This is a genomic window from Promicromonospora sp. NPDC023987 (assembly GCF_040639055.1).
Taxonomy (GTDB): Bacteria; Actinomycetota; Actinomycetes; order Actinomycetales; family Cellulomonadaceae; genus Promicromonospora.
On sequence record NZ_JBEZZF010000087.1, the window covers coordinates 1 to 19,594 of the forward strand.

At 71.0% G+C, this 19,594-nt stretch carries 17 protein-coding genes and 1 pseudogene; 6 read left to right on the top strand and 12 right to left on the bottom strand.

The window, feature by feature from the left end; genetic code table 11:
* Positions 1-103: 103 nt before the first annotated feature.
* Positions 104-730, bottom strand: coding sequence for a DUF305 domain-containing protein (locus tag AB0F40_RS24805; RefSeq protein ID WP_357474155.1), 627 nt, complete (start codon positions 728-730; stop codon positions 104-106).
* Between the two features lie 921 nt (positions 731-1,651).
* Here AB0F40_RS24805 and AB0F40_RS24810 point away from each other — a divergent pair.
* The 5 genes from AB0F40_RS24810 to AB0F40_RS24830 all read left to right on the top strand — a co-directional run bounded on the left by AB0F40_RS24810 (position 1,652) and on the right by AB0F40_RS24830 (position 7,867).
* Complete coding sequence (locus AB0F40_RS24810) at positions 1,652-1,918, top strand: YHS domain-containing protein (protein ID WP_357474159.1); 267 nt, start codon at positions 1,652-1,654, stop codon at positions 1,916-1,918.
* Positions 1,919-2,001: 83 nt separating this feature from the next.
* A complete protein-coding gene (locus tag AB0F40_RS24815; protein ID WP_357474162.1) occupies positions 2,002-4,203 on the top strand; it encodes a heavy metal translocating P-type ATPase in 2,202 nt (733 codons plus the stop codon).
* An 80-nt stretch (positions 4,204-4,283) separates the two neighbouring features.
* Entirely contained in the window at positions 4,284-4,880 is a 597-nt protein-coding gene (locus AB0F40_RS24820; protein WP_357474164.1) for a hypothetical protein, read from the top strand.
* A gap of 270 nt (positions 4,881-5,150) precedes the next feature.
* Entirely contained in the window at positions 5,151-6,194 is a 1,044-nt protein-coding gene (locus AB0F40_RS24825) for a DUF418 domain-containing protein (protein WP_357474167.1), read from the top strand.
* Positions 6,191-7,867 (top strand): gamma-glutamyltransferase, encoded by a 1,677-nt coding sequence (locus tag AB0F40_RS24830; RefSeq protein WP_357474170.1) that lies wholly within the window; start codon positions 6,191-6,193, stop codon positions 7,865-7,867. Before AB0F40_RS24825 ends, AB0F40_RS24830 begins: the two co-directional genes overlap by 4 nt.
* A gap of 63 nt (positions 7,868-7,930) precedes the next feature.
* Here AB0F40_RS24830 and AB0F40_RS24835 read toward each other — a convergent pair whose 3' ends face one another.
* On the bottom strand, positions 7,931-8,332 hold the full coding sequence (locus AB0F40_RS24835; protein WP_357474173.1) for a four-helix bundle copper-binding protein: 402 nt from the start codon (positions 8,330-8,332) through the stop codon (positions 7,931-7,933).
* Between the two features lie 451 nt (positions 8,333-8,783).
* On the opposite strand from AB0F40_RS24835, the pseudogene AB0F40_RS24840 reads away from it, so the two are divergent.
* A pseudogene (locus AB0F40_RS24840) lies at positions 8,784-9,078 on the top strand (integrase core domain-containing protein); the annotation flags it as partial.
* Between the two features lie 116 nt (positions 9,079-9,194).
* Here the strand turns inward: AB0F40_RS24840 and AB0F40_RS24845 are convergent.
* The 10 genes from AB0F40_RS24845 to AB0F40_RS24890 form a co-directional block, all read right to left on the bottom strand.
* Positions 9,195-10,604: a proton-conducting transporter membrane subunit gene (locus AB0F40_RS24845; RefSeq protein WP_357474176.1), complete on the bottom strand. Its 1,410-nt coding sequence runs from the start codon at positions 10,602-10,604 to the stop codon at positions 9,195-9,197.
* 28 nt (positions 10,605-10,632) lie between these two features.
* On the bottom strand, positions 10,633-12,120 hold the full coding sequence (locus AB0F40_RS24850; protein WP_357474179.1) for an NADH-quinone oxidoreductase subunit M: 1,488 nt from the start codon (positions 12,118-12,120) through the stop codon (positions 10,633-10,635).
* The gene (locus AB0F40_RS24855) at positions 12,117-14,105 is read right to left on the bottom strand and encodes a proton-conducting transporter membrane subunit (protein ID WP_357474182.1); all 1,989 of its coding nucleotides are present in this window, start codon (positions 14,103-14,105) and stop codon (positions 12,117-12,119) included. Before AB0F40_RS24855 ends, AB0F40_RS24850 begins: the two co-directional genes overlap by 4 nt.
* Positions 14,102-14,404, bottom strand: coding sequence for an NADH-quinone oxidoreductase subunit NuoK (gene nuoK / locus AB0F40_RS24860; RefSeq protein WP_357474185.1), 303 nt, complete (start codon positions 14,402-14,404; stop codon positions 14,102-14,104). The genes AB0F40_RS24855 and nuoK overlap by 4 nt, the downstream gene beginning before the upstream one ends.
* The gene (locus tag AB0F40_RS24865) at positions 14,401-14,964 is read right to left on the bottom strand and encodes an NADH-quinone oxidoreductase subunit J (RefSeq protein WP_357474188.1); all 564 of its coding nucleotides are present in this window, start codon (positions 14,962-14,964) and stop codon (positions 14,401-14,403) included. The genes nuoK and AB0F40_RS24865 overlap by 4 nt, the downstream gene beginning before the upstream one ends.
* Positions 14,964-15,899, bottom strand: coding sequence for an NADH-quinone oxidoreductase subunit H (locus tag AB0F40_RS24870; protein ID WP_357474191.1), 936 nt, complete (start codon positions 15,897-15,899; stop codon positions 14,964-14,966). The genes AB0F40_RS24865 and AB0F40_RS24870 overlap by 1 nt, the downstream gene beginning before the upstream one ends.
* Positions 15,892-17,067, bottom strand: coding sequence for a hypothetical protein (locus AB0F40_RS24875; protein ID WP_357474194.1), 1,176 nt, complete (start codon positions 17,065-17,067; stop codon positions 15,892-15,894). The genes AB0F40_RS24870 and AB0F40_RS24875 overlap by 8 nt, the downstream gene beginning before the upstream one ends.
* Positions 17,058-17,405: an NADH-quinone oxidoreductase subunit A gene (locus AB0F40_RS24880; protein ID WP_357474197.1), complete on the bottom strand. Its 348-nt coding sequence runs from the start codon at positions 17,403-17,405 to the stop codon at positions 17,058-17,060. Before AB0F40_RS24880 ends, AB0F40_RS24875 begins: the two co-directional genes overlap by 10 nt.
* Positions 17,406-17,653: 248 nt before the next feature.
* The gene (locus tag AB0F40_RS24885) at positions 17,654-17,926 is read right to left on the bottom strand and encodes an SDR family NAD(P)-dependent oxidoreductase (protein ID WP_357474200.1); all 273 of its coding nucleotides are present in this window, start codon (positions 17,924-17,926) and stop codon (positions 17,654-17,656) included.
* A gap of 383 nt (positions 17,927-18,309) precedes the next feature.
* Entirely contained in the window at positions 18,310-19,140 is an 831-nt protein-coding gene (locus tag AB0F40_RS24890) for an HAD-IC family P-type ATPase (RefSeq protein WP_357474202.1), read from the bottom strand.
* Positions 19,141-19,594: the final 454 nt, after the last annotated feature.

Here is a 19,594-nt window from a genome sequence, read left to right on the forward strand (position 1 = left end):
ACGGCCGCGGCAACGCCTGGACGACGGCCGCGCGCACGGTCCAGGACGGGTCGCCCGACGGCGGACGCACCGGCACCGAGCCGCTGCCGGAGGGCCCTGGGGCTCACAGACCGGCGAGCAGGTCCTCCATCGTCTGGATCTCGCTGGACTGGGTACTGACGATGGTGCTGGCCATCTCGATGGCGGCCGCGTTCGAGCCGTCCTCGATCTCCGCCTGGGCCATCTCGACGGCTCCCTGGTGGTGGACGATCATCTGCTCCAGGAACAGCCGACCGGCTTCAGCGCCTTCGGCACCGTCGAGCGCCTGCATGTCCTCCTCGCTCATCATCCCGTCCATGGACTCGTCACCCATGTCGCCGTGGTCCATGTTCATGGACTCGTCCGGCTGCGGGGCGCCCCACTCGTCGAGCCAGATGTTGAGCTGCGCGATCTCCGGGTCCTGGGCTGCCTTGATCTGCGTGGCCAGGTCGGTGATCTCGGGGTCGATCCCCTCCTTACCGAGGATGACGTCGGACATCTCGATGGCCTGCTCGTGGTGGGGGATCATCATCTGCGCGAACATCACGTCCGCGTCGTTGAACGCCTCGCCATCATGGACGCCGTCCGAGGATGATGGACTCTCGGACGCGGACATGCCGGGCATGTCCATCGTCGGGTCGTCGGAGCCCGCGCAGGCAGAGAGGGCCAGGGCGGTCGCCAGCACGAGGCTGGGCGCAAGGATGCGCTTCATGGTTCAAAGGCCTTTCGGTTCGAAGTAGCTGACACACGGCGCGGCCTCGAAGGGTCGCGAGACGGCCGGCCTGCAAGTGGTCGGCGAGCGTGTGCTTCTACGTCCGAGAAATGCCCAATGCGTGTAATGACGGCGCTGGTGCTGGGCGCGAGTGCGGCATGTCCACGAGGATCCGTCGGGCGAGCGGCAGCAGTGTCGCGTTGAGGAAGCTCGCTGGCGGTGCGGCGAGAGTCAGCAGGACGACGAGCACCATGAGGCACATCGCCGTCGTCATGTCGTGCGCGTCGTGCGAGCCACAGCCCGTCGGACAGCCCCCGGCCCCGCCGGCGGAGTGTGCTGCGGGGGCGTCCGGTTGGGTCGGGTGAACAGCCTGCGCTGCTGTTGCTCCGGACCGGCCAGGCTGCTCGAGAGCGTGCGCCGTAACCAATCCGGGCGGCGGGAGGTGAGCGCTGGGTGAGCCGCTCATCGAGTGCATCGACACTACGCCCCCGATCACCACAGCGATCAGGAGCACACCGGTGGCGCCTCGCTGAGATGTGGTGAGCAGCGACCGGAGGGTGGCGATGACGTTCATGACTGGTTCAGCCTAGGCGCAGATGGCGGGTTGTGCGTGCGCTCAGCCACGGGAGGTCGAATGCCCGAGTTCTCGGGGCGTATCCATGAGCCAGGTCGCGACGGCCCTTGCCGTGACTGGTAGGACGTGCGGTCACTGCGCGATGTCCGTGACAAAGGAGGTCACTCAGGTATGGGAGTCGAGGGCGTGATGGTCAGCGCATCGACGGGGCGCCTCGAAGTACGAGTTCGGCTCCGGTGGACGACTCGAACGCGCTGGCGAGGCTGGTTACAGCGCGCAGAGAGCATCAGCACGCCCGCACGCCACGCATCCACACCTGACCCGATCCCAACGTGTAAGGACTACTCATGTCGCACGGGCACACCCACGGCCACGGTGACGCGGACGACGGTGCTGCACCGGCCGCCGCTTGCGGGCACGCCGCGGACACCAGCGGACTGAACACCGAGGGCGTCGCGGACTGGCCCGTCATGCCCGGTAGCTCCGTCATCAAGGTCGACGCCGAGGCAGCAGGTCTGTTCCGCGACCATGACGGCGCCCGGTACTGGTTCTGCTGCGACGCGTGCGGGCCGTTGTTCGACGCCGACCCCGAGCGGTACGTCGCTGCGGCCTGACCGCCGACGGTCGTGGGCGACCACCTGGCCGCCCACGACCGCCCATCTTGCCCATTCACCCGATCCAGCGAAGGCTGTCCACCATGAGCCAGGACCACCAGCACCACCACGAGCCGACCGGCGGAAAGACCACCGGACACAGCGAGCACTCTCACAACCCGGCTGCCACTTCCGGTAATGAAGTGCACGAGGAGCATGGCGGGCCCGATCTGCACAGCCACGACCACGTCAGCCACCGCAACACTGGTCCGGCGCACGACCGGCATGGCGGAGCCGATGAGCACGCGATGCATGCCGACCACACCGGTCACGGCGGTCACGGCGGTCACGGCGACCATGTCGGCCAGTTCCGGCGCCTGTTCTGGATCATGCTCGTGCTGGCCGTGCCGGTAGTGGCGCTGTCGGGCATGTTCGCGATGATCCTCGGCTACACCCTGCCGGACGTGCCGGGCCTGGCCTGGATGTCCCCTGTGCTCGGCACGGTGATGTACGTGTGGGGCGGATGGCCGTTCCTGACCGGCGCGGTATCGGAGATCCGCGCACGCAAGCCCGGGATGATGCTGCTCATCGGGCTGGCGATCACGGTCGCCTTCTTTGCCTCCTGGGGCGCGAGCCTGGGGCTGCTGGACCATCAGCTCGACTTCTGGTGGGAGCTGGCGCTGCTGATCGTGATCATGCTGCTCGGCCACTGGATCGAGATGCGGTCACTGGCCCAGACGACCTCGGCGCTGGACTCGCTGGCGGCGCTGCTGCCGGACGAGGCGGAACGCGTCGAAGGCGACGACGTGGTCACCGTGGCGCCGTCCGACCTACGGGTGGGTGACGTCGTGGTCGTGCGCCCGGGCGGGCGGGTACCCGCCGACGGCCAGGTCGTGCAGGGATCAGCCAGTATGGACGAGTCGATGATCACCGGAGAGTCACGCCCGGTACGTCGCAGCGACGGGGACCCTGTGGTCGCCGGCACTGTCGCGACCGACTCTGGGGTGCGCGTCCAGGTCACCGCCGTGGGCCAGGACACTGCTCTGGCCGGGATCCAACGTCTTGTCACCGACGCCCAGAACTCCAGCTCCCGGGCGCAGCGGCTGGCCGACACCGCCGCCGGGTGGCTGTTCTGGTTCGCCCTGGGCGCCGGCGTGATCACCGCGCTGGTCTGGTCGGTCATCGGGATGCCGGATGCCGCCGTCGTACGCACGATCACCGTGCTGGTCATCGCCTGCCCCCACGCGCTCGGCCTGGCGATCCCGCTGGTCGTGTCCATCGCGACCGAGCGGGCGGCACGTGGTGGCGTGCTGATCAAGGACCGGCTCGCCCTGGAGAGCATGCGCACGGTCACGTCCGTGCTGTTTGACAAGACCGGCACGCTCACCAAGGGTCAGCCGACCGTCACCGAGGTCCACCCCGCCGGCGACAACGACACGACCACCGTCCTGGCTCTGGCCGCTGCTGCCGAGTCCGACTCCGAGCACCCTCTGGCGCGCGCGATCGTACAGGCCGCACGCTCCCGCGGCCTCCAGGTCCTCGGCGCCTCCCAGTTCACCTCGTCTCCTGCCGTGGGCGTCAGCGCGACCGTCGACGGTCGGCAGGTCGCCGTGGGCGGCCCCTACCTGCTCGACCAGCACGGCGCCCGCGAGCTGGAGGTCGGCGACCGGTGGCGTGCAGACGGTGCGATCATCCTGCACGTGCTCGTCGACGGTCAGGTCGCCGGTGCGCTCAAGCTCGCCGACGAGATCCGTCCCGAGTCCCGCGAGGCTGTCGAGGCGCTGCACGCCCAGGGTGTGCAGGTCGTCATGATCACCGGCGACGCCGAGGCCGTGGCCAAGACCGTCGCCGACGAGCTCGGCATCGACAGGTACTTCGCCGGGGTTCGGCCGGAGGACAAGTCCGCGAAGGTACGGCAGCTGCAGGACGAAGGGCGCAAGGTCGCGATGGTCGGCGACGGAGTCAACGACGCCCCGGCCCTCGCTCAGGCCGACGTCGGGATCGCGATCGGTGCAGGGACCGACGTCGCGATCGCGTCCGCGGGCGTGATCCTGGCCAGCGACGACCCGCGCTCGGTGCTCTCGGTGATCGAGCTGTCCCGTGCGAGTTACCGCAAGATGAAGCAGAACCTGTGGTGGGCAGCCGGGTACAACCTCATCTCCGTACCCCTTGCAGCGGGTGTGCTCGCCCCGATCGATTTCGTCCTGCCGATGTCCGTCGGCGCGGTCCTCATGTCGCTCTCCACCGTCGTGGTCGCGCTCAACGCCCAGCTGCTGCGGCGGCTCGACCTGCGCCCGAGAAAGTGAGCGGCACGTTGTTGAGCCGCGACACGGGCATGTGAGACTGTCCCGGTGATCTGTGCTGCGGCGTCCGGAAGGTGGGAGCGATGAGTGATTCCGTCGTGTCGTCGCGACCCACCTCCGGCGCCGCAGCCGTCGGGCTCGCGTTCTCGGTAGTCCTGGCGACGCACTGGTTGCACGGCGGGATGCTTGAACGCGCCGGTCTGGTGTCCTCGGCGGTGTCCGCCACAATGCTGGCACTTGCACCAGTGGTGCTGGCCATGCTGGCCGTGGTGGGCCTGACCGGCGCAGGTAGGATCGCCTCGCGCGGCTCGCATTTGGACACCCGCCCTGGAGGGTCAAGCAATGCGCGGGCTGCCGCGTTGGACATCGCATTCGTCGCGCTCGTGGCGTCGCTCGCCCTTGACTCTCTCTACGTGCTGGACGGTGCCGTCCTGCACGCCGCGCCGCTCGCGCTTGCACTTGCTGGCGCCGCCGTCGTCCAGGCGTGTGGTGCCGCTGCCGCCTACCTGGCCTGCCGCCAGATCCGGGTGGTCCTGCACCGACTCGCGCACCAGCCCCGTGTAGCACCGGCCGACCGGACCAGCGGGGCGCCGGAGCAGACTTCCCACCCGCTCTTCACGCTGTGGACCGGCCTGCCAGGCGGATCCCGCGCACCACCTTCGATCACTTCCCTCGCCTGATCCTCATCCTGTCGTAGCGACCTCGCACGGGCGTACCTACCGTCGCGGGTTGCGTGTCGTACGCGGACGGGTGCCGCCCGAGTGCAACGCACCGGGCCGTCGCGGCCGTTCCGGGGAAGTGAAGAGAGAAGTGAACCCAGAATCATTGCGCTCGCCCATGCGCGCGAGTCGCACCGCCCTGCTCGGCAAACGGCCGTGAGGCCTGCCGGCGAAACCAGACAGCACCGAATCATCGGCATTGACGCCGCACGGGGCCTTGCCCTGCTCGGGATGATCATCGTCAACGTCGGACCCGTTAACCCGCAGTCCCTCCCTGAACGTCTCTACCTGCTGCCCTACGGGCGGGCATCTGTGCTCTTTGTCGTCGTAGCCGGCATCGGGATGGGATACCTCCTGAACCGGCGGCCGGAGCGGGAACGGTGGTCAACCGTCACCTGGCGTGCCCTGCTCCTGTTCACGGGAGGCGTCGCACTCCAAGGGCTGACCGACCGGGTCAACGTCATCCTGCCCACCTATGCCGTCCTGTTCCTGCTGGCACCGCTGCTATGGCGGCTACCCACACGGACCTTGCTCCCGGGGGCCGGAATCGCGCTCACACTTGTGGGGCCGGCCACCATCGTCGGCCACGAGATGATCCGGCCCGCACCCCATCTGCTCGACCCGGTCACCCTCGGCACTGGACCGTGGGAAGCGGCGCACTCGCTCGCTCTGACCGGTCCGTATCCCTTGGCGAGCTGGACCGTGCCGTTCGTCGCCGGCCTGTGTGTCGCCCGGCTGGACCTCACCAATACGCAGGTCCTGCGTCGCCTTGCCATCGGCGGCGCGGCGGTAGCAGTAGGAGCCGCCGCCGTCTCCCAGCTGACGTACGCGCTCATCGGGCCCGCAGCGAACCGCGGCCCGTGGCGGCTGCTCACCGGAGCCGCACACGGCCAGATGCCGTTGTGGCTGGTCAGCAGCATCGCAGGAGCACTCGCCATGGTCGCGGCGTGCTCCCTGATCTTGCGCCGGTCGAACCAGTCGAGAGTCCTCGGCTGGCTGGTCGAGTGCGGCCGACTCTCACTGACTCTCTACGTGGCCCATTTTGTGGTGCTCGCACTGATCAAGCCAGAACAGGGCTTCACGTTCGGAGAAGGCCTCCTGGTCAGCGCCGCCCTCGTGTCCGCCGTGCTCACGTTCGCCGTCCTGTGGGAACGGACAAGGTGGCCCGGCCCGCTCGAACGACTACTGCGCACTACCTGGCTCTACCAACCCGCAGCGCCCACGCGCACCCAGAAGCAGACAACCCTCAGTTCGGAAAGGACCAAGCAACAGTGACGAAGAGTGATCAGAGCAGACGGCCCGGCATCGTGGCGGCATTCGTGACCGCCGCAGTCGCAGTAGGGCTCAGCGCCTGCGCGGCGACATCGCCCCCGCCTCCGCCTCGCCAGACCCCGACCACGGCGATCTCGCCCTCAGCCCCCGCGCCTGAGCCTGAGCCGGCGCTGGGCGGCTACGGGGTCAGCGCCGGGCACCCACTGGCCGCCGAGGCCGGGGACCAGATGCTCCAGCGCGGCGGCACCGCGGTGGACGCGGCGATCGCCGCCGCGTTCGCCGACGCCGTCATGCAGCCCGCCAGTTCAGGAATCGGCGGCGGAGGCGTCTCGATCGTCGTCGCGGACGGCGAAGCGAGCAACTACGAGTACCGCGAGGTGGTCAACCAAGCCGGCCAGATCCCTGAAAGTGGTGCGGGGGTCCCGGGCTTCGTCGCCGGGATGGAACGCCTGCACCGCGACCACGGGAGCCTGCCGTGGGCCGACCTGCTCGCCCCCGCGATCCAGATCGCCGACAAGGGCGGGCCGGTCTCGCGCTACCTCGCCTCCTCGATCAACAGCCCGTACGGCCAAGCCATCACCGGATCCCTGCCACAGTTTCAGCGCGAGGACGGCACGCCCCTGCAGGAGGGCGACCTGCTGGTCCAGACAGACCTGGCCGAGACCATGAACAATCTCGCCGAAGAGGGCCCCGAATCCGTCTACACCGGCACCCTCGCCCAGATACTGAGCCAGACCCCAGGGATCGACAAAGAAACCCTGGCCGCCTACCAGGTCGACGTCTTCGAACCCGCCGCGGGCCCGGTAGGCGAGTACACGATGCTCTCCGGGGCGCCGGCCCTGCCCGGCGCGGCCATCATCCAGATGGTGCAGATCGCAGAAGCCTCCGGGATCGCCGACGTCGAGCCCGACTCACCCGAGTTCGTCGACCTTCTGTCCCGAGCCTGGCAGGTCGCCGACGCCTCCGTGCAGCAGCACTTCGGCGACCCCCGCTTCGTGGACGTCCCGGTGGAACGGCTGACCGATCCACAGGAGAACGCGCAGATCGCCGCCACCCTGCCCAACGCCACCGAGACGACGGACAGATCAGCCGCGCTCGGCGGCTACGAGAGCGCGCCCAACACCACGCACATCTCCGTGATCGACGCCGACGGAGTGGCGGTCTCGATGACCAACACCATCACGAACTACTGGGGAAGCGGGCAGTACGTCGCCGGGTTCTTCCTCAACGACCAGCTCGAACGGTTCAGCGACATCGGCGCAGCCAGCACGAACCTGCCCGAGCCCGGGCGCCGCTCGGTGACCTGGAGCTCGCCCACCATGCTCCTCGACGCGCAACAACGGCCCGTGCTCGTGATCGGAACCCCAGGAGGCCGCCAGATACCCAGCACCACCGCTAGCGTCATCACCCGCTGGGCCCTGCACGGCCAGCCACTGAAGACCGCGATCCCCGCCGGCCGATTCATCCTGACCGACGGCGAACTGCGCCTGGAGACTCCACGGCTCGCCGACGGAACGCGCGCGTTGGGCTACGACGTCGTCGTAGCGGACGAGGCATCCCAGGCCAACTACGGCTCCGTCCAGGCACTCGCTGTCGACTGGGAGACCGGCGGGGTGAGCAGCTTCGCCGACAAACGACGATCGGCAGGCTTTGTTGTGGGCAGAGCGGACGGCTGACGCGAGAGCGTCGGTCACGCGGCCAACCCTTTTCGGTTCGGTTGCTTCCTGTCGGGAGTCTGTTCAGCCGATCGTGCTCAGCAGCTCCCGGCAGGCGGTCTCGCAGGCGCGGCAGGCCTCGCCGCACACCCGGCAGTGCTCGTGCATGCTCGCGTGCTGCTCGCACTCGTCCCCGCACGCCTTGCACGCGGCGATGCAGGCCTCCAGCAGCGCGCGACTGATGTTCGCGTCATAGCCGGTGTGCCGCGACAGCACCCGAGCAGTCGCGTCACAGACGTCGGCGCAGTCCATATTCGTCCGGACGCACTTGCGCAGGTCGGCGACCATCTCCTCGCTCAGACACGCGTCCGCGCACGCGGTACACGCTTGGGAGCACTCGACGATCGACTCGATCGCGCTCGCAAGCAACGTACGGTCAAGGTTCATCGACTTCGGATAGGTCTCGAGCATCTCGCTGGTCTTCATGGCGTCTCTCCTCAGGGTGCTCTGAGGCGTCGCTACCGTCGGGCCACGTCGCCGCTTCCGTGTTCACGGTAAGAACGCACTTGGCGACTCGCAATCGGCCCGGCCCTGAGCGTGCGATTCTTCTGTCCTCGCCCCGCAGGTCCGGCCTGAACTGGGCAGTCCGATCAGGATGCGGTCATCGCCGGAGCGCTGAGGGTCAGGTCGTGCACGACGGTGGTGGCCTCAGCGACCAGCGCACTCGCTGCTCCGCCGACGACGGCTCGCTGTCAAGGACCGTGTAAACTGTGTGGACCATCTGATCGGGTGGAACCTGTGCGGTGCGGCCGTAATCGTCATTGTTTCGATCACGGTCGCATCGCCATTTCCTGGGCGATATCCGGCGCACGATTCTCGTTACGACGATCATGCCGCAAGGGCCCCGCAGTGCTGGACCGAATCACGGAGAATCGCCCAATACCGGGCGATTCGCTACCCAGCGGCTCGCTGAGGCCGGCGCGGTCGGGTCCAAGGGCGACTCGTATGGCAATGCGATGGCCGAGGCGCCCAACTCGCTGTTGAAGGCCGAGCTCGTTCGGGACAAGGGGCCCTGGCGCGGCCTGGACGACCTCGAGATCGCGACCGTGGAATGCATAGGCTGGTACAACAACCGACGTCTGCACGGCGAGCTCGGACACATCCCACCCGCCGAGTACGAAGCACTACACGCCGCGACCGACCCGGTCACGGCAAGCCTGGAAACCAGCTAACCAGTTCTCCATCAAGTTCGGGGCTTGACAGAGCGCGTGGTGGCGGGCCTGGCCACCGCGCTACGGGTCGGGGCGCTGACCGCTGACACCGTTGCCCTGGAAGCGCCACTCCTCCATCACCGGGCCAGGCCGCCGGAAAGCCCGGCGAGTACCGGGCCGGCGGCGAGCCCCAGGGCCAGGGCCACCACCGAGCCGGCCACGGCGACCAGTACGGCGGGACGCACGGGCCGGGGGCGGTCGGCGGGCCGCACCGCGACCTCCGGGCGGGCGAAGGCCGCCCGGATCCAGCGCAGGTAGAAGGCAAGGCTCACGACGGTGAGTACGGCGGCGAGCACCACGAGCCAGGCCCAGCCCCCTGCCCAGGCCGCGGAGAAGACGGTCAGCTTGCCGACGAACACCGCGGTGGGCGGCGTCCCGACCAAGCCGAGCATCGCGATCACCAGGGCCGTCGCGCTGACCGGATGGTCGCGGGCCAGGCCGGCCCAGTCCGCCATCCGGCGCCGGTCGGGATGGGCGGCCGCCACTGCGAACGCGACGAGGTTGGTGGCAGCGTAACCGGCGAGGTACAGGCCGAGGGCGGGCAGCGCCGCAGGCGTGGTGACGGCAGCGGCGGCCATCAGCAGAAAGCCGACCTGGGCGACGGCGGACCACCCGAGCAGCCGGCGGACGTCGTCCTGCCCCAGGGCGGCGAGGTTCCCCACCGTCATGGAGGCCGCCGCCAGCACCGCGACCGCCCAGCCTGCCGCCACCGCCAGACCGTCCAGGGCGTCGACGACGCGGGCGATCGCGAGGACCGCACCGATCTTGGGCACCGTGGTGACGAAGGCCGCCGCGGTCACGCCGGAGCCCTGCGCGGCGTCGGGCAGCCAGAAGTGACCGGGGACGGCGCCCGCCTTGAACGCCAGGCCTGCCAGCAGCGCGACCAGGCCGAGCGAGTACCCGGCGGGAGGAGCGTCCACGAGTCCCGTGCGCAGGTCCGCATACCCGGTGGCGCCTCCGAGGCCGGACAGCACCACCACCCCGAGCAGCATCGTGGTCCCGAGCACCGCGCCGAGCAGGTAGGTCTTCAGCGCGGCCTCGGCGGCAGTACCGGTGTGCGGCAGGCCGACCAGAGCGTAGACGGGGATCGAGGCGAGGAGGTACCCGGCGGCCAGCACGGCCAGGTCGCTCGCCCCGGCCAGCACCACCGTGCCGGCCGTGCCCAGCAGCAGGAGCATGTAGGTCTCCGCCTCCCGAGTGGTCCGGGCGAGCTCGCCAGCGCCGAGCCACAGCACCGCGGCGCATGCCAGCGGTGCAACGACCCGCGCGACGGCGGTGGCGGCGTCCAGCGCGTAGCTGTGCTCGAAGATCGTGCCGGTCCCGGCCACCAGGGCCGTCGCCGCGGAGGCGAGCAGCGCGCCGCTGGCCACCCACCGCGTGACGGGCAGGCGTCTGCGGGGCAGGTACGAGCCGAGCAGCAGCACGACGACGGCCCCCGCGACCAGGATGCCTTCCGGTGCCAGGGCACCGTAGTCGTGGCCGCTCACTGTCGGCTCCGGGCGCTGAGCATCGGTGTCACCCGCCCAGTGCGGTGATCACGGACTCGGCGAACGGCCGGATCACGCCGAGCAGCGGACCAGGCACCAGTCCGAGGGCGAGCGACAGGACCAGCAGCGGGCCGGCGGCGGCCAGCTCGGGCCCGGTCAGGTCGGCGAAGCCCCGCGTGTCCGGCCCGTCCCGGCCGGTGAACATCCGGTGGAAGGCGCTGAGAAAGAGCGCGGCCGTCAGCAGGATCCCGGCCAGCGCGAGGGCGGCGACCCAGGTGGCGGCGATGCTGCCGGTGAAGATCTGGAACTCGGCTACGAACCCGGACAGGCCAGGGAGGCCGAGCGAGGCCAGGGCACCGACGGCGAACAGCGCGGTGTACCGGGGCGCGGTCCGGGCCAGGCCGCCGAACCGGTCCATCTCGTAGGTGCCGGCGCGGTCGTAAAGGGTGCCGGCGAGCAGGAAGAGTGCGCCGGTGATCAGCCCGTGGCTGACCATCTGGGTGACCGCACCGGTGATCGCGATCTGGCGGGCGGCGGCCGTGTCCGGCGCGACGAGGCCGGCGGCGCCCACGGCGAGCACCACGTAGCCCAGGTGGTTCACCGACGTGTAGGCGATCATCCGCTTGAGGTTGGTCTGCGCCAGGGCCACCAGCGCGCCGTACAGCACCGAGACCAGGCCGACGACGAGGATCGCCCACGCCCAGGAGCGCCACGCGTCAGGCAGCAGCGGCATGGCCACCCGCAAGAAGCCGTACGTGCCCATCTTCAGCAGGACGCCGGCCAGGATGGCCGACCCGATCGCAGGGGCATCGGTGTGCGCGGGAGGGAGCCACGTGTGGAACGGCACGACGGGGGTCTTGATGGCCAGGCCGAGCAGGATCGCGCCCAGCACGAGGCCGCCGCCGAGCGTCGCCCCACCCTGTGCCTGCGCGACGAGCGCCGGGATGTCGAACGTGTGCGGGTCCGCGCCCAGGTAGAGCCCGATGAACCCGACCAGCAGGGCCAGCGAGCCCAGGAACGTGTAGAGGAAGAACTGCAGCGCCGAGCGCCGGTGGTCGGCGTGCCCCCAGCCGGCGATCACCGCATACATCGCCACGATGGACAGGTCGAAGAAGAGGAAGAACAGGATGAGGTCCTGGGCGGAGAACAGCCCGAGGCAGGTGGTCTGCAGGGCGAGGAACAGCGCGCCGAGCCTGGGCACCCGGTCCGATTCTCGTAGCGCCCAGACGGCGCAGGCCACGAACAGCACGTCCGTGACCAGCAACATCGGCAGCGACAGTCCGTCGACCCCGACGTGGTAGGACACGCCGGCGCTCGGGATCCACGCGGTCCGCTCGGCGAACGCGAGCCCCCCGGGGCCGGGGGTGCGGTAGCCAGCGGTCAGGACGAGCAACAGGACGAGGTCCACCACCGTCGTGGCCAACCACAGCGCCCGGGCAGCCCGGGGCGCCGGTCGCCCGAAGACGAGGACGGCCGCGCCGACCAAGGGCAGGAAGATGATTGTCGAGAGCATCATGGCCTCACCACCGCGAGCAGGACGGCGCCGGCGGCGAGCAGGGTCGCTGCGGCACCGAGGTACTGGTGCACCTGACCGGTCTGGGGGCGTAGCACGGCGCGACCCGCGGAGCCCACGGACCGCGCGAGGCGTCGCACCGCGGCGTCGAAGGCGCTCAGGTCGAACCGGCCCGTCGCCGCCGCGCCCGCCCCGGTTGCGCGGGCCGTAGCCACGACGGCCGCGTCGAATACGCTCACGTCGAACCGTCCGGCCGCGGCCGCGACGGCCCGCGTCGCCCGGGCCGTGGCGATGACGGTGGCGTCCAGACGGCGGTCGAACCGGTCGGCGAGTCGCGCCAGGGCCGCGACCGGCCGCACCACCGTGGCGTGGGCGGCAGCCTCCAGCGACCACCACCGGGCCGCCCCCAGGACGGGCGGAGGGACCCGGCGGAGCACGAGGCCGAAGGCGACCAGCGCCAGCCCCGCGGAGACCGCCATCTCGGCCGCCCCGGGAATGCTGCTGCCGCTGGCCCCGACGAGCCGCTCCAGGGCATGCGCCACCCTCGGCACGAGCAAGGTCACGGGAAGGAGTGCGCCGACGCCGAGCGCGGCCAGGGCGGGTACCGCCCTGGCCGGCACGTGGCGGGTGCCGCGCTCCTCGGTGTCCCACCCCGCCCCGTGCTTGGGCCGATCCGTCGGACCGCCCCAGACCGCGCGGACGGCGACCGCCGCATACCCGGCGGAGAGCACGGCCGCGACGAGCCCCGCGGCGTAGAGCCAGCCGCTGTGCTCCGCCGCGGCCGCGAGCACGTGGTCCTTGGTGACCCACAGCCCCAGCGGCGGCAGGCCAGCCAGCGTCAGGGCGGCGAGCGTGAACAGCGCACCCACCGGGCGCCACCACCGCGCCACGCCGGCCAGCGCGTCGAGCCGTTTCGTGCCGAGCGCCGTCAGCCACAGACCCGCGACCAGGAAGAGCAGCGCCTTGGTGGCGGCGTGACCGACCAGGTGCTCGGACCCGCCCGCGACGTCGCCCACGCCCGCGGCCAGCACGACGAACCCGAGCTGGGCGGCCGTCGACGCGGCCAGGAGCTGCTTGAGGTCGCGCTGTGCCATGGCCACGACACCCAGCGCCACCGCCGTCAGCGCGCCGACCCAGGCCGTGAGGGTGGCGGCCCACGGCGTGGCCGCGAGCACCGGCTCGGTGCGCAGCAGCAGGTATCCGCCCATCGCCACCATCGTCGCCGAGTGCAGCAGCGCGCTCACCGGGCTCGGCCCGAGCATCGCCCGGGAGAGCCAGAAGCTGAACGGGAGCTGCGCCGCCTTGCCGAGAGCCGCGACGACCAGCCCGGCGGCCGCCACGTCGCGCCACGGCGACGGCAGTGCGGGCAGCGCGGCCAGGGACAGGCCGGCCCCCGCACCGCCGTCGGTCGCCGCCCCGGCCGCCGCCGCACCTGCCGCGACGTACAGGCCCAGGTCCGCCGAGCGCGTGGTGAGGAACGCCGTCACCCCGGCCGACGTGCGGGCCTGGTCGCGCCAGTGGAAGCCGATCAGGGCCCACGACGCGGCGCCCATCACCTCCCAGCCCAGCAGCAGGGCGGGCAGCGTCGTGGCGGTGAGGGTGAGCAGCACGGCGGCGACGAACAGGAGTATCAGGCCGTGGAAGCGCGCCGCGGGACGGATCCGCTCGGCGACGGCGACCACGAGCACCAGGAGTGCCACCCCTGCGACCGCGGGCAGGAGGAGCGCAGACAGGCCGTCGACGCCGAGCCCGAAGCCGCCCCCGGGGACGAAGGACCAGGCGACCTCAGGGCGGACGACGGCGGCGACGACGGCCAGCAGCACGGTCAACGCCGCTGTCGTCAGGACCGCCGCGGTGACGCGGCCGCGCGCCCGGGCGCCGACGTCCGGGGTGGCGCCGGCCGACGCCCGGCGCACCGCCAGACCGAGCAGCACGGTACCGACCAGCGCCGGAACGCCGACCAGTGCGAGGAGCCAGGCGCCGCTCATCGGTTCAGCTCCGCCGCCATGTCGGTCATGTCGGTGCCGCGCCGGCGATGCAGCAGGAGTGCGACGGCGAAGCCCATCGCCATCTCCACGGTCATGGCGGCGATCACGACCAGGAGCAGTACCTGTCCGTCGGGCGTCGGGCTGGTGAACCACCAGAAGGCGCCACCGGCCAGGACGACCGCGTTGATCATCAGTTCGATGCCCATCATCACCATGACGACGACCTGCTGGGACAGAGCGCCCCAGAGGCCCACGCTGAACAGGGCGGCCGCTACCACAAGCACCAGGGAGAGCGTCATCGGCCCACCCCGCCGTCGATCGGGTCGTCCGGGTGGTCCGCGGCGAGGTCTGCCCCGTAGCGCTGGTAGCGGTTGCGCGGGTGGCCCAGCACCAGGGCGCCGACGATGGTCGCGAACAGCACCGGGCTGACCGTGAGCATCACGAGCATCTTGGACCCCATCACCGCCTCGCCGAGGCTCCGGGTGGTGTCGGCGACCGGGGCCTCTACCGCACCGGGCCACGGCACCAGCAGCGCCGCGGCGGCGAGGCCCACGAACACCAGCCCTGCGATGACGGCGGCAGAACGCTTGCCGTGCACCATCGACATCGGCATCAGGGCCGGGTTCATCCCCATCAGCATGATCATGAAGAGCGCCATGATCGCCATCTCCATGACCATCATGAGGATCACGATCACCCCGAGGTAGTCCAGGGCGAAGGTGAGCAGCATCAGACCGACGGCCACGAAGGAGGCCGCCAGCGCGTAGGTGGCCCGCGCCATGGAGTCAGTACGGAACACGGTGACACCGGCGGCAACGGCGACCACCGCGCTGATCCAGAACACGATCGCTTCGAGCACTACGCACCTCCCAACGCGACGACAGCGGCGACCAGCACCTGCAGCACCGTCACCGGGAGCAGCACGACCCAGCCCAGCTCCGCGAACCGCTCAGGCCGGATCAGCGGTAACCGGCCCGCGGCCAGCTCCAGGAACATCAGCACGGCGAGCGCCTTGAGCACGGTCCACACCACCGGGCCCAGTAGCGGGCCCGCCCCGCCACCGAGGAACAGGGGCACGGCCATCAGCGCCCCGGCGGCCAGCACGAGGTGGCGCCCGGCCAGCATGAGCCATCGGTCGACGCCGGACGTCTCGGCGAGCACGCCGCCGGCGAGGTCCGCGTGGGCGGCGACGGCGAACGGCCCCCAGGAGCTGAACGCCAGGGTGCTGAGCAGATACACGGCGAACGCGACGGGCATCCAGACGGCGAACCACAGGCCGTGCTGGGCGGCCGCGACGTCCGCGACCCGCAGGCTGCCGGCCGCGACGGCGGGCGCGGTGAGCGCGAACATCAGGGGCAGCTCGTAGGCGAGGGCCAGGCCGAGGAAGCGGTGCCCCGCGATCAGGGGGTGAGCGCTGTTCGGGCCCCACCCGGCCAGCCACCACAACGCCCAGAGCAGCACGTCCATCGCGTTGAACCACACGATGCCGACCGGGCTGTCGGCGAGCACAACGGGGCCGATCGGCACCACGACCACCATGAGCACCGCCACCACGGGGATGCCGCCGATCGCGACGTGCCACAGCACCCGGTCCGCGGCAACGGGGACGCGCCGGCGTTGCCGCAGCAGCCTGCTCGTCTCGGTGAACGGGCTGATGACGCCCGCGAGCACGGCACCGCCGCGCATCCGCGTGGCCGAAACTCCGGCCACGACGGCGCCGGCGGAGGCAAGGGCGAGGAGCCCCAACGGCACCAGCGCCGCCCAGACGGGCGCGGCCTGCGTGATGTCAGGCATGGGCAACCGCCCGCGCGTCCAGGGCGAGGCTCGCGACCAGGAGGCGGAGCGTGCCCAGCTCCTGCCCGACCGCGAGGTCCGCGAGGGCTTCCGGCTCCTCGGCAGGTTCCCGACCGACCGGGTGTGCCGGATTGCGCAGGAGCGCCGCCGCGGCGTCCAGCAGGGCGAGCAGCCGCAGCCGCACCACGCGGCCGGCGCTCGGCCGAGGGGCGGCCCGGCGCCGACCCGGCCCTTGGAGGGACCAGCGCAGCAGCACCGACCGGCGCACCCGCCGGGCGAGGCGCTCCAGGGCGTCGGCGACCGGCCCGGGCGCACGGCCGTCGAGCAGATCATCACGCGCCCGGCGGGCTGACGCCGCCGCGACGCCCCAGCCGGCCAGGTCGAGCACCGTCGCGGCCGCGTCCGCGAGCAGCGCTGCATGCGGGACCGGGCCGTCCGGCCCGCTCCGGTCGCCCGGCCCGCCCAGGTCGGCCGGCCCGCCCAGGTCGCCTGGACTGCCGGACGCCGGCGCGGCCACCGTCTCCAACGCCGTGACGACGTCGCCGTGCAGAGTTGTTCGCAGCACCAGTCCGGCGGGCCATCCCGGCAACCCGGGCCCGAGCACCACGTGCCAGGCGTCCATCTCCAGCTCGTCGCGGTCGTCGTCGGCGCCCTCGGCGAGCGGGATCCCGGCCGGTCCGCTCATCTCCATGTCGCCGTGCTCCATCTCGCCGTGGTTCATCTGGTCGTGGCCGCCCCCGTGTTGCATGTCGCTGTGGTCGCCGTGCTCCATCTCATCGTGGCGGTTGTGGTCCATCTCGCCCCGACCCCGTCCGGCCTCCTGCGCCGCGTCGTCGGCTTCACGCGCCAGCACGGCCTGCAGCCCGCCGTCGTCGAGCGCCGCGGCACACCGGGCGAGCGATGCCGCGACGTCGTCGGCCGTCGCGAGGTCGACGCGGGCACGCGGGCCCGGGAGCTGCTGCCACAGCTGTTTCACCGCGGCCGCCTCGGCGTCCGCGGGACTCCCACACACGGCTAGCACGTCGGCGTCGGCCGGGGACCACGCGGCCACCCAGCCGAGGTCACGGAGCGCCCGCTCGACGGCGAGCCGCACCCAGACGCCGTCGGCCACGGCGACCACGAGCACGTGCACGCCCCGGCGGACGGCGAGCGCCGGCGTCATACCCACCGCAGGGCGCCCTCACGCCATGCCCAGAGCACGCCGGCGAGCAGCACGCCGAGGAACGCGAACATCTCGATCACGGCGGCCGGGCCCATCATGCCGGCCACGATCGCCCACGGGTACATGAAGAGCATCTCGACGTCGAACGCGAGGAACAGCAGGGTCAGCGGGTACCAGCGCGCGTGGAAGCGCGAGAGCGCGTGCTCGGCCGGCTCGTGGCCGGACTGGAACGGCAGGGTGGTCAGGGCCGGGGCGGGCGCGCGACCGCGAGCGACGATCCGGACCACGACGATCAAGGCGACGGTGGTCGCCACCGCCACCGCCACCGCGCTCCATCCAGTCATGTGTCGCTCCTTCCCGTGATGCCCGGCGTGTCAGGCCGGTGTGGTCTCGGTGGTTGTCACGCGACGCGGAACCGCTCCGCGTCAGCGCGCAGGTCGAGGCTGTGGCCGTGGCCCGGCCGGGACAGGAGTCAGGCGTCCGTCCCGCACGGCGGGGACACTCTCGGAGAGCATCGGCTCCAGCAGCGCGTGGTCCAGGAGGTAGCCGAGGCTGCGCAGGTTCGGCGCGAAGACTGAGCTGAACGCGACGTTCACCCGGGCCGCAGGTCGCGCTCGACGCGGTCCGCGGCCGCCTCCACCTCGTCATAGCTCGCCACATCGGTCGGAATCGCGAGCGCCCTGCCGCCGAGTCGTTCGACGTCGAGCGCTGCATCGCCCAGCCCTGCCTGGCGGCGCACGAGCAGCGCGACCGTGTCCTTCCGGGCGGCGAACGCCCGTGCGGCGGCACGACCGACCCCGCGCTCGTCCCTGTCACCACCGCCACGCGTCCTGTCATGCCTGTTCCTCCTGGCGGCTCGGAGCACTGGTGATCCTCTTTCGACCATACGGAGGAAGGTTCGGCGTAGCATCCGGAGCACTGTGCGGCGGCGCTGGCGGCTCTACCGGAACTGCCCGAGCGTGATCAGGGCCTCCCCCCCCGGGACGCCGACCACGGAGCCCGCGGCCCGCGACGGCGTCTCCTTCCTGCCGATGGCAGGGGTCGGTCCGGAACGACGGTGGTGAGGAGGCAGTGCCTGCGGCGGTTTTGCCTCGCGCATAGCCGCGTGGTGCCGCATCAGTTCTCCGTGACGTTGAGGGTGGAGGGAGCTGCCACAGAAGAGCTGCTGGGCATCTGGGCGCGGTCAGGGCTCACCGGGCGTCTCAACGGCTGGGTCCGCCGCCCAGCGAACGGGGCAATTCCAGGCCGTCATCGCAAGTCGCTGATATCGGGGGCTGTCGTCGTGCGGTGCAGGTCGCCGTCTTCCACTCCGTGGGCCGCGACGCCCGGCCGCTGAGTCGTGGGCAGTTCCGGCGCGTTGAACCGGGACAGGCGTCCGGCGTTCAGTACCACCGAGAGGGAGCTCGCCGCCATCGCACCCGCTGCGATCATCGGGGACAGCAGCGCGCCGGTTGCCGGGTACAGGACGCCGGCGGCGATCGGTATGGCGGCCGTGTTGTAGGCGAACGCCAGGACCAGGTTCTGGCGGATGTTGCGCATCGTGGCCTTGGACAGCGCCATGGCCGTGACCAGACCTCGCAGCTCGCCGGAAACGAGCGTGACGTCGGCCGCCTCGATGGCAACGTCGGTGCCTGTACCGATCGCGACGCCGACGTCGGCCTGAGCGAGCGCGGGCGCATCGTTGATGCCGTCGCCGACCATCGCGACCAGCTTGCCTTCGTCCTGCAGGGCCCGGACCTGGAGGGCCTTGTCCTCAGGCAGGACGTCGGCCATCACGCGTTCGATGCCCGCCAGGTCGGCCACGGCCCGCGCCGTTCGCTCGTTGTCGCCCGTGATCATGACGACCTCGAGCCCCAGGCGTTGCAGCGCCTGCACCGCTGCACGACTGTCCGCCTTGATAGTGTCTGCCACCGCAATCAGACCGGCGTGCTCTGCGGCCACTGCCAGGAACATCGGTGTCTTGCCTTCGCCCGCGAGCTGCGCAGCACGGCGCTCGAGGCCACTGGTGGGGATGCCGGCATCACTGAGCAGCCGCGCATTGCCGATCAGGACGGGCTGGCCGTCGACGGTGGCACGCACGCCCTTGCCGGTGACGGACTCGAAGTTCGCTTCCTCGCTGAGAGGCCGCGGTCGCGGGCGGCGGCGGCGAACAGCTCATGCTCGCCCAGATGGCGCTGCTACCGCTGTACCTGCTGATGTTCCTCGGCTCAGACCTCGCGACCATCGTCGACCCCGGGCCGTTCGTGGAGGCGTTCGTCGTCCTGATCGTCATACCGCTGACCCTGGCGTTGTGCACGGAGCTGCTCGCCAAGGGGCCGCCGGAAGGGTGTGGTGACCACGCGGGTGATGACTGCACTCATGGTGCCCTTGATGGCTGCCGCGCTGTTCACGGTCGCGGCCTCACAGATCCCGCAGGTCCGCGACAGTCTCGCGACCGTCGCCCGGGTCATACCGGTCTACGTGGCGTTCCCGGTAATCATGGCCCCGGTGGGCCAGCTGGCGACCCGGACGTTCGGTCTGGATGTGGCCGCCG

Excerpts from the sequence above, each read along its gene's own strand:
- nuoK (WP_357474185.1), bottom strand. The coding sequence starts at position 14,404 with ATGACGCTCTCCCTGGTGCTTGTGGTAGCGGCCGCCCTGTTCAGCGTG.
- AB0F40_RS24835 (WP_357474173.1), bottom strand. The coding sequence starts at position 8,332 with ATGAAGACCAGCGAGATGCTCGAGACCTATCCGAAGTCGATGAACCTT.
- AB0F40_RS24810 (WP_357474159.1), top strand. The coding sequence starts at position 1,652 with ATGTCGCACGGGCACACCCACGGCCACGGTGACGCGGACGACGGTGCT.
- AB0F40_RS24855 (WP_357474182.1), bottom strand. The coding sequence starts at position 14,105 with ATGAGCGGCGCCTGGCTCCTCGCACTGGTCGGCGTTCCGGCGCTGGTC.
- AB0F40_RS24825 (WP_357474167.1), top strand. The coding sequence starts at position 5,151 with ATGATCATCGTCAACGTCGGACCCGTTAACCCGCAGTCCCTCCCTGAA.
- AB0F40_RS24805 (WP_357474155.1), bottom strand. The coding sequence starts at position 730 with ATGAAGCGCATCCTTGCGCCCAGCCTCGTGCTGGCGACCGCCCTGGCC.
- AB0F40_RS24820 (WP_357474164.1), top strand. The coding sequence starts at position 4,284 with ATGAGTGATTCCGTCGTGTCGTCGCGACCCACCTCCGGCGCCGCAGCC.
- AB0F40_RS24815 (WP_357474162.1), top strand. The coding sequence starts at position 2,002 with ATGAGCCAGGACCACCAGCACCACCACGAGCCGACCGGCGGAAAGACC.
- AB0F40_RS24850 (WP_357474179.1), bottom strand. The coding sequence starts at position 12,120 with ATGATGCTCTCGACAATCATCTTCCTGCCCTTGGTCGGCGCGGCCGTC.
- AB0F40_RS24880 (WP_357474197.1), bottom strand. The coding sequence starts at position 17,405 with ATGACTGGATGGAGCGCGGTGGCGGTGGCGGTGGCGACCACCGTCGCC.
- AB0F40_RS24870 (WP_357474191.1), bottom strand. The coding sequence starts at position 15,899 with ATGCCTGACATCACGCAGGCCGCGCCCGTCTGGGCGGCGCTGGTGCCG.